This window comes from Pseudomonas sp. GNP012, assembly GCF_054343835.1.
Window position 1 is genome coordinate 1067501 of record NZ_JBTGUU010000001.1, and the last position, 15320, is coordinate 1082820.

9 protein-coding genes, 2 tRNA genes and 3 rRNA genes (1 of these 14 cut by a window edge) are annotated in these 15320 nt (G+C 58.4%); 6 read left to right on the top strand and 8 right to left on the bottom strand.

Going from position 1 to position 15320, the window contains the following annotated elements:
- From ACXX83_RS04730 to mrdA, 6 genes are all read left to right on the top strand, one after another.
- Window positions 1-230, top strand: a 16S ribosomal RNA gene (locus ACXX83_RS04730) (it extends 1307 nt beyond the left edge of the window).
- 122 nt (window positions 231-352) lie between these two features.
- A tRNA-Ile gene (locus tag ACXX83_RS04735) sits at window positions 353-429 on the top strand.
- A gap of 9 nt (window positions 430-438) precedes the next feature.
- Window positions 439-514: transfer RNA gene (locus ACXX83_RS04740), tRNA-Ala, on the top strand.
- A 240-nt stretch (window positions 515-754) separates the two neighbouring features.
- Window positions 755-3648, top strand: a 23S ribosomal RNA gene (locus ACXX83_RS04745).
- A gap of 170 nt (window positions 3649-3818) precedes the next feature.
- Window positions 3819-3934 (top strand): 5S ribosomal RNA (gene rrf, locus ACXX83_RS04750).
- Together the 16S, 23S and 5S rRNA genes with 2 tRNA genes alongside form the textbook arrangement of a ribosomal RNA operon.
- A gap of 199 nt (window positions 3935-4133) precedes the next feature.
- Window positions 4134-6026, top strand: a complete 1893-nt coding sequence (gene mrdA / locus ACXX83_RS04755; protein ID WP_458547674.1) for a penicillin-binding protein 2 — start codon at window positions 4134-4136, stop codon at window positions 6024-6026.
- Between the two features lie 169 nt (window positions 6027-6195).
- Here the strand turns inward: mrdA and ACXX83_RS04760 are convergent, their stop codons facing one another.
- The 8 genes from ACXX83_RS04760 to ACXX83_RS04795 are packed head-to-tail and all read right to left on the bottom strand — an operon-like array spanning window position 6196 to window position 15200.
- Complete coding sequence (locus tag ACXX83_RS04760) at window positions 6196-7326, bottom strand: glycosyltransferase family 4 protein (RefSeq protein ID WP_458547675.1); 1131 nt, start codon at window positions 7324-7326, stop codon at window positions 6196-6198.
- 1 nt (window position 7327) lies between these two features.
- Window positions 7328-8458 (bottom strand): glycosyltransferase family 4 protein, encoded by a 1131-nt coding sequence (locus tag ACXX83_RS04765; RefSeq protein WP_458547676.1) that lies wholly within the window; start codon window positions 8456-8458, stop codon window positions 7328-7330.
- On the bottom strand, window positions 8442-9818 hold the full coding sequence (locus ACXX83_RS04770; RefSeq protein WP_458547677.1) for a glycosyltransferase family 4 protein: 1377 nt from the start codon (window positions 9816-9818) through the stop codon (window positions 8442-8444). Before ACXX83_RS04770 ends, ACXX83_RS04765 begins: the two co-directional genes overlap by 17 nt.
- The gene (locus ACXX83_RS04775; protein ID WP_458547678.1) at window positions 9815-11074 is read right to left on the bottom strand and encodes an ABC transporter ATP-binding protein; all 1260 of its coding nucleotides are present in this window, start codon (window positions 11072-11074) and stop codon (window positions 9815-9817) included. The genes ACXX83_RS04770 and ACXX83_RS04775 overlap by 4 nt, the downstream gene beginning before the upstream one ends.
- Window positions 11074-11871: an ABC transporter permease gene (locus tag ACXX83_RS04780; RefSeq protein WP_458547679.1), complete on the bottom strand. Its 798-nt coding sequence runs from the start codon at window positions 11869-11871 to the stop codon at window positions 11074-11076. Before ACXX83_RS04780 ends, ACXX83_RS04775 begins: the two co-directional genes overlap by 1 nt.
- The gene (locus ACXX83_RS04785; protein ID WP_217837615.1) at window positions 11872-13314 is read right to left on the bottom strand and encodes a mannose-1-phosphate guanylyltransferase/mannose-6-phosphate isomerase; all 1443 of its coding nucleotides are present in this window, start codon (window positions 13312-13314) and stop codon (window positions 11872-11874) included.
- A gap of 3 nt (window positions 13315-13317) precedes the next feature.
- Window positions 13318-14289 carry a GDP-mannose 4,6-dehydratase gene (gene gmd / locus ACXX83_RS04790; protein ID WP_015094126.1) on the bottom strand — a complete coding sequence of 324 codons (972 nt, stop codon included), beginning with the start codon at window positions 14287-14289 and terminating at the stop codon, window positions 13318-13320.
- On the bottom strand, window positions 14286-15200 hold the full coding sequence (locus ACXX83_RS04795) for a GDP-mannose 4,6-dehydratase (RefSeq protein WP_217837616.1): 915 nt from the start codon (window positions 15198-15200) through the stop codon (window positions 14286-14288). Before ACXX83_RS04795 ends, gmd begins: the two co-directional genes overlap by 4 nt.
- Window positions 15201-15320 lie beyond the last annotated feature (120 nt).

Genomic DNA, 15320 nt, shown 5'->3' on the forward strand with positions numbered 1-15320 from the left:
TCTGCAACTCGACTGCGTGAAGTCGGAATCGCTAGTAATCGCGAATCAGAATGTCGCGGTGAATACGTTCCCGGGCCTTGTACACACCGCCCGTCACACCATGGGAGTGGGTTGCACCAGAAGTAGCTAGTCTAACCTTCGGGAGGACGGTTACCACGGTGTGATTCATGACTGGGGTGAAGTCGTAACAAGGTAGCCGTAGGGGAACCTGCGGCTGGATCACCTCCTTAATCGACGACTCAGCTTCTCCATAAGTTCCCACACGAATTGCTTGATTCATTGAAGAAGACGATAGAAGCAGCTTTAAGCTCCAAGCTGATAGCTCAACGCTAACAGTTACGCGCTCGAAATTGGGTCTGTAGCTCAGTTGGTTAGAGCGCACCCCTGATAAGGGTGAGGTCGGCAGTTCGAATCTGCCCAGACCCACCAATTTTGTATGGGGCCATAGCTCAGCTGGGAGAGCGCCTGCCTTGCACGCAGGAGGTCAACGGTTCGATCCCGTTTGGCTCCACCATTAACTGCTTCGAAAGTTTGAGAGTTTAGAAATGAATATTCTGCAACGAATATTGATTTCTAGTCTTTTGATTAGATCGTTCTTTAAAAATTTGGGTATGTGATAGAAAGATAGACTGAACGTTACTTTCACTGGTAACGGATCAGGCTAAGGTAAAATTTGTGAGTTCTCTTAGTTGAGAAATTCGAATTTTCGGCGAATGTCGTCTTCACAGTATAACCAGATTGCTTGGGGTTATATGGTCAAGTGAAGAAGCGCATACGGTGGATGCCTTGGCAGTCAGAGGCGATGAAAGACGTGGTAGCCTGCGAAAAGCTTCGGGGAGTCGGCAAACAGACTTTGATCCGGAGATGTCTGAATGGGGGAACCCAGCCATCATAAGATGGTTATCTTGTACTGAATACATAGGTGCAAGAGGCGAACCAGGGGAACTGAAACATCTAAGTACCCTGAGGAAAAGAAATCAACCGAGATTCCCTTAGTAGTGGCGAGCGAACGGGGACTAGCCCTTAAGTGGCTTTGAGATTAGCGGAACGCTCTGGAAAGTGCGGCCATAGTGGGTGATAGCCCTGTACGCGAAAATCTCTTAGTCATGAAATCGAGTAGGACGGAGCACGAGAAACTTTGTCTGAATATGGGGGGACCATCCTCCAAGGCTAAATACTACTGACTGACCGATAGTGAACTAGTACCGTGAGGGAAAGGCGAAAAGAACCCCGGAGAGGGGAGTGAAATAGATCCTGAAACCGTATGCGTACAAGCAGTGGGAGCCTACTTTGTTAGGTGACTGCGTACCTTTTGTATAATGGGTCAGCGACTTATTTTCAGTGGCGAGCTTAACCGAATAGGGGAGGCGTAGCGAAAGCGAGTCTTAATAGGGCGTCTAGTCGCTGGGAATAGACCCGAAACCGGGCGATCTATCCATGGGCAGGTTGAAGGTTAGGTAACACTGACTGGAGGACCGAACCGACTACCGTTGAAAAGTTAGCGGATGACCTGTGGATCGGAGTGAAAGGCTAATCAAGCTCGGAGATAGCTGGTTCTCCTCGAAAGCTATTTAGGTAGCGCCTCATGTATCACTGTAGGGGGTAGAGCACTGTTTCGGCTAGGGGGTCATCCCGACTTACCAAACCGATGCAAACTCCGAATACCTACAAGTGCCGAGCATGGGAGACACACGGCGGGTGCTAACGTCCGTCGTGAAAAGGGAAACAACCCAGACCGTCAGCTAAGGTCCCAAAGTTATGGTTAAGTGGGAAACGATGTGGGAAGGCTTAGACAGCTAGGAGGTTGGCTTAGAAGCAGCCACCCTTTAAAGAAAGCGTAATAGCTCACTAGTCGAGTCGGCCTGCGCGGAAGATGTAACGGGGCTCAAACCATACACCGAAGCTACGGGTATCACCTTCGGGTGATGCGGTAGAGGAGCGTTCTGTAAGCCTGTGAAGGTGAGTTGAGAAGCTTGCTGGAGGTATCAGAAGTGCGAATGCTGACATGAGTAACGACAATGGGTGTGAAAAACACCCACGCCGAAAGACCAAGGTTTCCTGCGCAACGTTAATCGACGCAGGGTTAGTCGGTCCCTAAGGCGAGGCTGAAAAGCGTAGTCGATGGAAAACAGGTTAATATTCCTGTACTTCTGGTTATTGCGATGGAGGGACGGAGAAGGCTAGGCCAGCTTGGCGTTGGTTGTCCAAGTTTAAGGTGGTAGGCTGAGATCTTAGGTAAATCCGGGATCTTAAGGCCGAGAGCTGATGACGAGTTACCTTTTTGGTGACGAAGTGGTTGATGCCATGCTTCCAAGAAAAGCTTCTAAGCTTCAGATAACCAGGAACCGTACCCCAAACCGACACAGGTGGTTGGGTAGAGAATACCAAGGCGCTTGAGAGAACTCGGGTGAAGGAACTAGGCAAAATGGCACCGTAACTTCGGGAGAAGGTGCGCCGGTGAGGGTGAAGGACTTGCTCCGTAAGCCCACGCCGGTCGAAGATACCAGGCCGCTGCGACTGTTTATTAAAAACACAGCACTCTGCAAACACGAAAGTGGACGTATAGGGTGTGACGCCTGCCCGGTGCCGGAAGGTTAATTGATGGGGTTAGCTAACGCGAAGCTCTTGATCGAAGCCCCGGTAAACGGCGGCCGTAACTATAACGGTCCTAAGGTAGCGAAATTCCTTGTCGGGTAAGTTCCGACCTGCACGAATGGCGTAACGATGGCGGCGCTGTCTCCACCCGAGACTCAGTGAAATTGAAATCGCTGTGAAGATGCAGTGTATCCGCGGCTAGACGGAAAGACCCCGTGAACCTTTACTATAGCTTTGCACTGGACTTTGAATTTGCTTGTGTAGGATAGGTGGGAGGCTTTGAAGCGTGGACGCCAGTTCGCGTGGAGCCATCCTTGAAATACCACCCTGGCAACTTTGAGGTTCTAACTCAGGTCCGTTATCCGGATCGAGGACAGTGTATGGTGGGTAGTTTGACTGGGGCGGTCTCCTCCTAAAGAGTAACGGAGGAGTACGAAGGTGCGCTCAGACCGGTCGGAAATCGGTCGTAGAGTATAAAGGCAAAAGCGCGCTTGACTGCGAGACAGACACGTCGAGCAGGTACGAAAGTAGGTCTTAGTGATCCGGTGGTTCTGTATGGAAGGGCCATCGCTCAACGGATAAAAGGTACTCCGGGGATAACAGGCTGATACCGCCCAAGAGTTCATATCGACGGCGGTGTTTGGCACCTCGATGTCGGCTCATCACATCCTGGGGCTGAAGCCGGTCCCAAGGGTATGGCTGTTCGCCATTTAAAGTGGTACGCGAGCTGGGTTTAGAACGTCGTGAGACAGTTCGGTCCCTATCTGCCGTGGACGTTTGAGATTTGAGAGGGGCTGCTCCTAGTACGAGAGGACCGGAGTGGACGAACCTCTGGTGTTCCGGTTGTCACGCCAGTGGCATTGCCGGGTAGCTATGTTCGGAAAAGATAACCGCTGAAAGCATCTAAGCGGGAAACTTGCCTCAAGATGAGATCTCACTGGGACCTTGAGTCCCCTGAAGGGCCGTCGAAGACTACGACGTTGATAGGTTGGGTGTGTAAGCGCTGTGAGGCGTTGAGCTAACCAATACTAATTGCCCGTGAGGCTTGACCATATAACACCCAAGCAATTTGATGCTCCTAGTTGAAAAATACGAAAGAGACCAGATTGCGGTGTGTGAAGACGAAACGAACCGAAAGTTCGAAAGACTCACAAAACACCGAGCTGTCACATACCCAATTTGCTGAAGCGAGGCCAACTGGCCACGACTCAGTACCCGAATTTCTTGACGACCATAGAGCGTTGGAACCACCTGATCCCATCCCGAACTCAGAAGTGAAACGATGCATCGCCGATGGTAGTGTGGGGTTTCCCCATGTGAGAGTAGGTCATCGTCAAGATTAAATTCCGAAACCCCAATTGCGAAAGCAGTTGGGGTTTTGTTTTTGCGCGCGAAAAAACACGAGCGTTCCATTCAAAGTCAATTGTAAAAAAAATCACACAAACCGGACTCCCTGGTTTTGCTAAGGTGCAGCTCATTTTTAATGGACTGAGTCTGCGCCCACGGATCGGCATTCTTTTCAAAGAGTTGCTGCACAAGTGCCTGAACCGATACCGATCAAGGACCACGAAAAAGAAACACGCCTGGTCAACAAGAGACTCATGGCCTGCGCCTTGTTCGTTGCCGCCATAACCTGTGCTCTGGTGGTACGCCTGTATGTCCTGCAGGTCGTCGAGTTCGACTATCACTCGACCATCTCCGAAAACAATCGCGTACATGTCCTGCCGATTACGCCTACCCGCGGATTGATCTATGACCGCAACGGCGTACTCCTTGCGGACAACCGCCCCAGCTTCAACCTGACCATCACCCGCGAACGTGCTTCCAATGCCAACGAAGAGCTGGACGAAGTCGTCAATCTCCTGCACTTGTCCACTGAAGATCGGTCGCAATTCGACAAGGTGATGAGGCAGGCACGTCACCCCTTCGTACCGGTGACGCTGTTCTATGAACTGAGCGAAGAACAGATCGCTGTACTCGCCGTCAACGAGTTCCGTTTGCCGGGCATCGATGTGGAGCCGCAGTTCGTTCGGCACTATCCGTTGGGCGCGCACTTCGCGCATTCGGTCGGCTACGTCGGACGCATCAACGAGAAAGAGTCAAAGGCCCTGGATACGGTCGAGTACCGAGGCACCCAATCCATTGGCAAGACCGGGATCGAAAAATTCTACGAGTCGCAACTGCACGGCCATGTGGGTTATGAGGAAGTCGAAACCAATGCCCAGGGCCGCGTGCTGCGAGTGCTCAAGCACACGGATCCGGTGCCGGGTGAAAACATTGTCCTGAGTCTCGACGTCAAGCTGCAGGAAGCAGCCGAACAAGCTCTGGGTGATCGTCGCGGCTCGGTGGTTGCGCTCGATCCGTCGACCGGTGAAGTGCTGGCCATGGTCAGCAACCCGAGTTTCGATCCTAATCTGTTCGTCACCGGCATCAGTTCCAGGGAGTACTCTGCGCTACGCGACTCCGTCGACCGACCGCTGTTCAACCGTGTGCTGCGCGGCCTGTACGCGCCGGGTTCGACCATCAAGCCGGAAGTGGCAATCGCCGGCCTCGACACGGGGGTCGTCACGCCACAGACCCGTGTGTTCGATCCCGGTTATTACCAACTGCCGGATTTCGATCACAAGTACCGCAACTGGAACCACAACGGCGACGGCTGGGTGGATATGGATGCAGCGATCATGCGTTCCAACGACACCTATTTCTATGACCTCGCACACAAGCTGGGGATCGATCGCCTGCACGACTACATGGCAATGTTCGGACTGGGTGAGAAAGTCTCCCTGGACATGAACGAAGAGTCCCCCGGCCTGATGCCATCCCAGGCATGGAAGCGCGCCACGCGTCGACAGGCCTGGTTTCCTGGCGAGACGGTGATTCTCGGTATCGGCCAGGGCTACATGCAAGTCACGCCGCTGCAATTGGCCCAGGCCACGGCGCTGATTGCCAACAAAGGCGTGTGGAATCGCCCGCACCTGGCCAAAACCGTGGACGGTGTCGCGCCGGTGGATGAGCATCCGATCCCGGACATCCTGCTCAAGGATCCACGCGACTGGGAGCAGGTCAACCATGGCATGCAGATGGTGATGCACGATGCCCGCGGGATTGCCCGGGCCGCAGCCGCGGGCGCGCAATACCGTATTGCCGGCAAGAGTGGTACCGCGCAAGTGGTGGCGATCAAGCAGGGCGAACGCTACAACCGGGAGAAAACCCGTGAGCGTAACCGCGACAATGCCTTGTTCGTCGGTTTCGCCCCGGCCGAGCACCCGAAGATCGTGATTTCGGTGATGATCGAAAACGGTGAGGCGGGTGGCCGCGTCGCCGGACCGGTCGTACGGCAGATCATGGACGCCTGGCTACTCGATCAGGACGGGCACCTGAAGCCGCAGTACGCGGCACCGGGCAAGGCGCCGGGAGATCCTCACGTCTGAACCGTCAGGGCTCATCTTCTGTTCGCGGTTCCACAGCAAATGAATCTCGACATCGGCAATTTGCCAATTACTTCATCGGCCGGTTGTTCCAGCACGTTGCTGACCTGGGACATTTGCCCGTAGATTTCCCCGGCCGCAGCCAAGGCAAGTCGGATCCCGCAAAAAAGCCTCATGCGTAGGCGAGGTTTTTTTCTTCCAGCAGTTCCTCATACAACGCCGCCCATTTGCGACCCATTTCGTCCGCCGTAAACAGATTCTGATAGCGGGCCTGCGCCTTCTCGCCCATTTGTGCCGCCAGCACCGGGTTTTCCCAAAGCGTGCGCATCGCCTCACGAAACGCCAGTGGATCACTTGGCGGCACCACCAGCCCGGTTTCGTTATGGATGTTGATGTAACTGGTGCCCGTGCCAATCTCACTGGAGATCATCGGTTTGCCATACATCGCGCCTTCCAGCAGTGAAATGCCGAATGCTTCGGAGCGCAGGTGCGACGGGAACACCACCGCATAACTCAACTCGAGCAAGGCAACCTTGTCTTCATCACCGAGGAAGCCGAGAAAGTGCAGGTTCTGCAGGCCCAGTGCCCTGGCCTGGGCATGCAACTCCTCTTCCAGCGGGCCGGCGCCGACGATCACCACGGGGTAGTTCAGCCCCTGCATCGCTTCGAGCAGGATGTGCAGCCCCTTGTAGTAGCGCATGACACCGACGAACAGGAAGAACTTGTCCCCCAGTTTCTGGCGCCAGCGCTCTGTACGTGCCGCGTCGTGCTTCGGATAACCCGATTTGTCCAGGCCATAGGTGATGACCCGGGTCTTGTCCCGATAGTCCTTGAGCACGTCGCTGGTGTGAAAGTAGTTGGGGGACGCCACGGCGATTCGATCCGCACTGTCCAGGAACCGGCGCATCAACGGACGGTACAGTTTGAGCAGATGACGCTGGCGAATGATGTCGGAGTGATAACTCACCACGCTGGGCTTTTTGGTGGCGCTGACAAAATGTACCAGGTCCATGAAGGGCCAGGGGAAGTGGTAGTTGACCACGTCGGCTTCGGCGGCGAGCTCACGAAACTGCTTGAACACGCTGTAGGAAAAGCCGGTGGAGGCGAGCTGAAAATCCATCCTGGCCTGATGCACCTGGTGCTCGCGGATCTGCAACGCGCCCGGCGCCGGGTTATTGCTCAGGGTCAGCACCGTGCTGTCGACACCATGGCGCGCGCCACTTTCGCTCATCTGGAAAATGACTTGTTCGATGCCGCCCATGGAGTCGGGCAAGTAGGTTTTGTAAAAGTGCAGAACGCGCATATCAGTTCTCCATAGCCTGGCGGTAGGCGCGGGCGGTCACCGTCGCGCAACGCTCCCAGGAAAAAAGCTTCGCTCGCTGCAAGCCCGCCTCGCGACAGACCTGCCAGTGTGCCGGGTCGTCGATCAGCCGCTGCATGGCATCGCGCAAGGTGTCCGGGTCGTGCGCCTCGATGTAGTTGCCGGCATCGCCAGCCACCTCCGGCATCGCCGATATTCCCGTCAGAATCACCGGGGTGCCACTGGCCATGGCTTCCAGCACCGGCAGGCCGAACCCCTCGTACAACGACGGGAAGACCAGCGCCCGGGCACCGGCCAGCAACTGCGCCAGATCCTCGTCGGGCAGGTACCCCAGCAGGCACACATGACCTGAGGCGAGGGCCAAACGCAACTCGTCATTGAACTGCTGACGCTGCCAGCCGGCCATACCGGCGATCAGCAAGGGAAACCGCTGGCGCACCGTTTCCGGTAGTCGGGCATGGGCGCGCAGGGCCTGGATCAGGTTCTTGCGCGGCTCCAGGGTGCCGACGCAGAGAAAATACTCCCGCGCCTCGACGCCGTGGGTTTTGAGGACGCGATCGATGGCCTCGGGTTCACGCGGGTGGAATCGCGGGGCCACACCTAGCGGTGCCACCACGAAGCGTTCGGCCGGCAGAGCGAACCAGGCCTGCGCTTCATCGGCGATGTGCTGCGAGTCCGTCAGAATCAGGCGCGCCCGTTGTACGCCGTCGGCCAGTCGACGCTCGATTTCGCGCAGACGGGCCGGTGGCTGGGTGTCGGGATAGTGCAGGTGGGTGAGGTCATGCAGCGTGATGATGGTCGGGCCGTTGAACGACAGCGGCCACAGGCTCGGCTCGTGATACAGATCGATGGACTGGGCGGGGCGCTGGTCGAAGCGCTTCTGTTCCAGCCAGCGCCGCGCCTGATAGGCCCCCGGGATCTGTCGCAGCAATGGTGTCAAGCGCGAGTAACCGGGCATCGCCGCCTCGGGCAGGACCGAACTCCAGCCCCAGCCATGGAACAACGACAACTCGACGTCCGGTTCGCGGGCCAGGGCCGTCGCCAGTTCGGCGACGTAGTGGCCGATGCCCGTGCGCGGGGCCTGGAGGATGCGGGCGTTAAGGGCAATTCGCATGCTGATTCTCAGGCACCTTCGCATCGCTGTGCAGGTTGCACTGGATACGGTCGACCAGTTGCGCACTCGCCTCGCGCCAACTCAGCCAGCGCCAGTTTTCCAGGTTGAGGGGCGCGGGAAATGCGCCGCTCGTTTCCATGTCGATGACCATTTCGGCCAGGTTCTGCGGGTCGGTGAGGTCGAAGTACGCCATGTACTCGCCACCGATTTCGCGAAACACCGGGATGTCGCTGGCCATTGCCGGCAGGCCACGCTGCATCGCTTCCACCAGCGGCAACCCGAACCCTTCGACGTAGGACGGGAACACCAGCGATGTCGCGTGGGAATAGGCGTGTTCCAGGCTCCTGTCCGAGAGCGTATTGAACATGAACAGGCGCTGGTTCAACTCTGGATGCTGGCGGATACGCTCGATCAGCGCCTCGCACTTCCAGCCGATCTTGCCGACGATGCACAACCGGGCCCTGGATCCGGCCGCCCAGGCTCGCTCGAACGCGTCGAGCAGATACGCATGGTTCTTGCGCGGCTCGATGGTGCTGACCATCAGGAATACAGGGCTCGCCGACTTGAACATCTGCAGCAGCCCCGGGTCGACGGCGGAGCGGGCATCGCTCAGGTCGAGTTCTGAGCCGAGGTGAAAGTAGTCGAACCAGCGTTGCTGGACCTGCGCGGTGCCGATCCTGCGGGTCATCTCCTGGCGCACCTGGTCGCGGATGGTGGTCGAGATCGCCACGTAGCCATCGGCGGTGCGGGCGATCCAGTCGAACCATTCGTTGAACACCTTTACCAGCCCGGCGTCGCAGAATTGCGGGTGGGTCAGGGGAATCAGGTCGTAGATCACCGACACGATGCCGACCCCGTCACGCTTGAGTTGCTCGGCGAGGGGGAAAAAGTTGGCATGCCAGGACGAGTCCAGCAGCACCAACTGGTCGCCAGCGCGATGTTGCAATGGCACGCAGCGCTCGGGAACCGGCTTGCCCTTGAGTACCCGGTCCAGCAGGCGCATCGGCAGGCTCAGGCAGGCGAACGCGGTGAGGCGGCAACCGACATAAAGCACCCGGCGGGCGAACTTCGATTGGCTGAAAGGGCGGCGTCGTTCCAGCGCGCGGTGGCGCAGCCAGAACTGATTGGCGAACTGTTCGAGCTTCACCCGCAGGCTCACCAGATCCACTTTGACGGTCGGCAGGGGCGCCAGGCTTTTCACCTCGAACAACGCGCCATTGATCATCACCACCGGAATGCATTCACGCTGGGCGTCCGCAGCCGGCAATTGCTGAATCACATTGCGAACGACCCGCTGAATGCCCGAGTTGGCATCGGGGTGTTCGAAAACGTAGGTACATTCCACCAGCAGTCTGGTCATTGCGTCACCCCAACTGTTTCCACCTGGTTTTCGCTGGAGCGGGTAACACTGGTCTGCGCTTCGAGCCAGGAGCAACCGACAAAATCTTCCTGGCGATTGTTGATCACGTGGAAGACCAGCCCGTAGTCTCGCCATTCGAAATTGCGATCCAGGTGCGAGTCCAGACGCGACAGGCTCAGGGCCACCGAATAGTTGCCCTTGCCCAGGCGCATGTCGAAGGCAAAACGATAGGTGATGCGTTCGCCGGCACTCAGGTCGGTGAGTGCTTTGTCGACCCGGTGGGTGTTGATGCCATACATGGGCTGGCCGAGGCGATCCTTGATCATGAAGCCGAGAATCAGCCGCTCGATGTCCTGGCGCACCTCGACCTGTACTTCCAGGACCATCGCCTGACCGACTTCTGCCACTTCCACCGAACGGCCCTTGGGGTCAAGCAGGCGGACGCTGAGAATGCCCGCTTCGCCTGTCCCGGAAATGGTTTGCACCTGCCCGTTGGCGAGCATTTCCTGGCGCACCGTCTGGCCCTCGCGCTGGGCGAGCATGGCGTTGTAGTAGTCCATTACTTCTTCGGGCTTGCCGCGCATGGCCATGCGCCCGTTTTCCAGGAGGATGGCGGTGTCGCAGATCGACTGAATCGCGGAGCGGTCATGGGACACGATCAGCAACGTGGTGCCGGCCTTGCGGAAGTTGCGGATGCGATCGAAGCTCTTGTGCTGGAAGTAGGCATCACCCACGGACAGCGCTTCGTCGACGATCAGGATATCCGGCCGGCGCGCGGTGGCCACGCTGAACGCCAGGCGCATCTGCATGCCGCTGGAGTAGGTGCGAACCGGATGGTCGATGGCCTCGCCGATTTCGGCGAAGCTCTCGATCTCTGGCATCAGCGCTTCGATTTCCTCCACCTGCATGCCGAGCAACTGGCCGGCCATGAAGGTGTTCTGCCGACCGGTGAAGTCCGGGTGGAAACCCATGCCCAGTTCAAGCAGCGCGGCCACGCGACCTTGCAGCTGGATGTCGCCGCAGGTGGGTTGGGTGGTGCCGGTGATCATCTTCAACAGCGTGCTTTTGCCGGCACCGTTGACCCCGACGATGCCCACGGCTTCGCCCGGCTGAATCTCGAAATCGACCCCTTGCAGCACCCAGTGCAGGTGATGCCGGGTAGGGGAAAAGGGCACCAGCCATTCGAACAGCCGGCTCCAGCGATTGGGGTACTGCTTGTAGGCCTTGCCCAGGCCACTGACACGTATTTGTCCCATCAGAGCTCGTCCACCATTTCACCGACACGCTGGCGGAACAGCCGCAGCGCCATCCCACAGAACAACAGGCCGATCACCAGTAAGGGGACCAGCGAGCTCCAGTTCGGCCATTGGTTGTAGAGAAACAGGTTCTGGTAGCTGTTCATCAGTGCCGTCATCGGGTTCAGTTCGATGAAGCTCTGGATACCCGACGGCAGGATCGACAGCGGATAAACGATCGGCGTCAGCCAGAACCAGAATTGCAGGCAGATGCCGAAAAACTGCCCGACGTCGCGAAAGAACACGTTGAGCACACCCAGGATCATCCCCAGCCCCGCGGCGAACATCACTTGCAGGATCAGCAACGGCACCAGCGCCAGTAACGCCATGCCCGGCAGCCGCCCGCTGATCAGCAGGAAGCCGAGGAACAAGCCCAGGATGATCGCGAAATTGATGCCGGCATTGAGCAGCACGATGACCGGCAGGCAGATGCGCGGGAAGCTGATTTTCTTCAGCAGGTTGGCGTTTTCCAGGAACATGCTCTGGCTGCGCGTGGTGATCTCGGCGAACAGGCCCCAGGTGAGCAGGCCGGCGCACAGGTAGACACTGTAGGCGAGCCCGTCATCCACGCCCGGCAAGCGGGCGCGCATGATGGTGGAAAAGATCACCGTGTAGACCAGGATCATCGACAGCGGATTGAGCACGGTCCACAAGGCACCGAACAGCGAGTTGCGATAACGCGCCTGAAACTCCCGCTTGACGCTGCCGAGGATGAAACCCCGGTAACTCCACAGGGATTGGTAAAGATTACGCAGCATTCAAACCGTCCGCCCATATTGGTCTTCGAAGCGGACGATATCGTCCTCTCCCAGGTATTCGCCGCTTTGCACTTCGATGATCACAAGGTCGATCACACCGGGATTCTCCAGGCGATGCTTGTGACCGGCGGCAATGAAGGTCGATTCGTTCTTGGCCACCAGGTGCGTGCCGGTGCCGTTGTTGGTGACCTTGGCCATGCCTTCGACCACCACCCAGTGCTCATTGCGATGGTGGTGCATCTGCAATGACAACTTGGCGCCGGGCTTGACCACGATACGTTTGATCTTGAAGCGCGGGCCTTCCTCGAGCACGGTGTAGGTGCCCCATGGCCGGCTGACCGTACGGTGCAGGCGGTAGGCCTCGTGCTCTTTGTCCTTGAGTTGCCTGGCCACCCGGCGCACATCCTGGGCGCGGTCGGCGTGGGCCACCAGCACCGCGTCGGCGGTGTCGACGATGATCAGGTCATCCACGCCCACGGTCGCTACCAGACGGTTGTCGCTCTGGACAAAGTTGTTGTGGCTGTCGATGAAAATCGCCTCGCCGACGGCACGGTTGTTCTGTGCATCCGCCGGCACCAGCGCGGCCACCGCACCCCAGGAGCCGATGTCGCTCCAATCGAAACGGGCGGGCACGACGACCACTTTGTCGGAGCGCTCCATCAACGCGTAGTCGATGGAAATGTCCATGATTTCGCCAAACAGCGCCGGTGACAGTTCCTGTTGCACGCTCCCGGCGTTTTCCACCGCAGCGCTGGCGGCCATGCAGGTTTGCGTCTGCTCCAGCAAATCGGGAGCGTGGGTTTGCAGTTCGGCCAGCAGGGTGGCGACCGAGAAGCAAAACATCCCGGAGTTCCACAGGAAGTTGCCGCTTTCCACGTAATGCGTCGCGGTTTGCAGGTCGGGCTTTTCGACAAAGCGCCGCACGCTGGCAGCGCCTTTGTCGTCCAGTGACGTGCCGGCTTCAATGTAGCCAAAACCGGTCTCCGGCGCCGTCGGCACCACACCGAAGGTCACCAGGTGACCGCGCCTGGCCAGCGTCACGGCATGTTCGACTGCGTCCTTCAACGCCTCGACATTGACGATCAGATGGTCGGCCGGCATGACCAGCATGATCGCGTCGTCGCCATGCAGGGCCTGGAGGGAGAGGGCGGCGGCGGCAATCGCCGGCGCCGTATTGCGCCCCGTCGGTTCCAGCAGGAAGTGCCCGCGATGACGGCCAAGGTGCGCGTCCCGAAAGTGATCCTTGCTCTGGAAGTAGTACTCGCGGTTGGTCACCGTGACGATATCGCCCCAGCCGTCGAGCAACTCTGCGGCACGCCGATAGGTCTTGCCCAGCAGCGACTGGCCGTCAGGCAAGGCCATGAACGGCTTGGGATGGCCTTCACGCGACACCGGCCACAACCTTGTCCCGGCACCGCCGGAGAGAATCACGGGAATCAGCATGGCCTACTCCTTGGCAACGCGTTTCATGTCCGCATCCATCATCATGCGGATCAAGGCATCCAGATCGGTTTTTGGTTTCCAGCCCAGCACTCGCTGGGCCTTGGCCGGGTTGCCGAGCAGTACTTCGACTTCGGCCGGGCGGAAGAACGCCGGGTCGATCTTCACGTAGTCGCGGTAGTTCAGGCCCACATGATCGAAGGCGATCCGGCACATCTCGCGCACGGTGGTGGTCACGCCGGTGGCCACCACGAAGTCGTCGGGTTTGTCCTGTTGCAGCATCAGCCACATGGCTTCGACGTAGTCGCCGGCAAAGCCCCAGTCGCGCTTGGCGTCGATGTTGCCCAGGCGCAGTTCCTGCTGTTTGCCCTGTTTGATCCGGGCGGCGGCGTCGGTGACTTTGCGTGTCACGAACTCGATGCCGCGCAGCGGTGATTCATGGTTGAACAGAATCCCGCTGCTGGCGTGCAGGTTGAAGCTTTCGCGGTAGTTCACGGTAATCCAGTGGCCATACAGCTTGGCCACGCCATAAGGGCTGCGCGGATAGAACGGCGTGTTCTCGTCCTGCTGCTCGGCCTGGATCAGGCCGAACATTTCACTGGTGGACGCCTGATAGAAACGCGTGTGCGGACTGAACTGGCGGATCGCTTCGAGCAAGTGCGTAACGCCCAGGCCGTCGACGATGCCGGTGGTCACCGGTTGATCCCACGAGGCCGCGACAAAGCTTTGCGCGGCGAGGTTGTAGACCTCGTCCGGCGCCGATTTGATCACCGCGCGCTGCACTGAACAGGCATCGGCCATGTCGCCATCCAGGTAGACGATGTCTGCCTCGACCCCCATCTCGCGCAGGCGCCAGCGCGAGTCGCTGCTGCGACGCGCAACCAGGCCGTGGACCTTGTAACCCTTGTCGAGCAGCAGTTTGGCCAGATAGGCGCCATCCTGGCCGGTGATACCTGTGATCAATGCACTTTTAGTCATACTTGTCGTACTCGCTTCTCCCAGTCGGACAGGATCGCCCGCAGGGATTGTTGTGTTGTGATTTCAGACTTCCATCCGGTGGTCTGGGCCAGTCTGTCAGGGCTGCCACACACCCGACGCTGATCCGCGCGGCGAAGTCGCGCAGGGTCCTGGACCAGTTGCAGGTCGACCTGGGCAAGATTTGCCAATTGTTCGATCAAACTGCGAATGCTCTGCTCGCGTCCCGAGCAAATGTTGTAGACCTGCCCCGGTGTGCCTTTTTCCAGCAAGGCCAGGTAGGCCGAGACCACGTCCGCGACATCAAGGAAGTCGCGCGTGACGTCGACGTCCCCGACCTCCAGTCGTGGTGCCTGCAGGCCTTGCTTGATCCGGCAGATCTGATGCGCGGCGCCGGCAATGACGAAGCTGTCTTTCTGCCCGCTGCCTATATGGTTGAACGGGCGGGCAACCAGTACGGGCCAGCCTTCGCTCAGGCCCCATTGCAGACTCAGGAACTCTGCCGACAGTTTGCTTACGGCATAGGGATTGCGCGGGCAGGGGGGCTGCAGTTCAGTGATGGGCAGATGCTCTTCGGCGACCTGGCCATAGACATCACCGGAGCTGACGTACAGAAACGTGCCGGTGAAGCCGCGCGCCTTGAGGGCTTGCAGCAGGTTCAGGGTGCCCAGCAGATTGATATTCAGGGTGCCGGCCGGATCACGAAAGGCCTGCGGGACGAACGTCTGGCCGGCCAGGTGAATCACCGCATCGGGCATTTGCGGCCACAAGCCTTCGAGGCTCTGCGGCGCAGCAAGATCGTAGCGGTCGGGAACAGGCAGCAGCTCCCATTCCGAGGTATCAGCCTGCAAACGCGATTGGATGTGTTGTCCTACGAATCCGCTCAGACCCGTGACAAACAGACGTTTTTTCAAACAGCGACCCCTTGGTCATGCATTTCATCCATTTCCCACAGGCTCCATGGAAAAACTTGCGAGCGGCATGATCGCTCGAATGGCGGGTGAAATGTTTGTTGTAGTTGTTTGGTAGCCAAT

Coding starts and splice junctions, on each gene's coding strand:
- ACXX83_RS04760 (WP_458547675.1), bottom strand. CDS start 7,326: ATGCGCGTTCTGCACTTTTACAAAACCTACTTGCCCGACTCCATGGGC.
- ACXX83_RS04765 (WP_458547676.1), bottom strand. CDS start 8,458: ATGCGAATTGCCCTTAACGCCCGCATCCTCCAGGCCCCGCGCACGGGC.
- ACXX83_RS04770 (WP_458547677.1), bottom strand. CDS start 9,818: ATGACCAGACTGCTGGTGGAATGTACCTACGTTTTCGAACACCCCGAT.
- ACXX83_RS04775 (WP_458547678.1), bottom strand. CDS start 11,074: ATGGGACAAATACGTGTCAGTGGCCTGGGCAAGGCCTACAAGCAGTAC.
- ACXX83_RS04780 (WP_458547679.1), bottom strand. CDS start 11,871: ATGCTGCGTAATCTTTACCAATCCCTGTGGAGTTACCGGGGTTTCATC.
- ACXX83_RS04785 (WP_217837615.1), bottom strand. CDS start 13,314: ATGCTGATTCCCGTGATTCTCTCCGGCGGTGCCGGGACAAGGTTGTGG.
- gmd (WP_015094126.1), bottom strand. CDS start 14,289: ATGACTAAAAGTGCATTGATCACAGGTATCACCGGCCAGGATGGCGCC.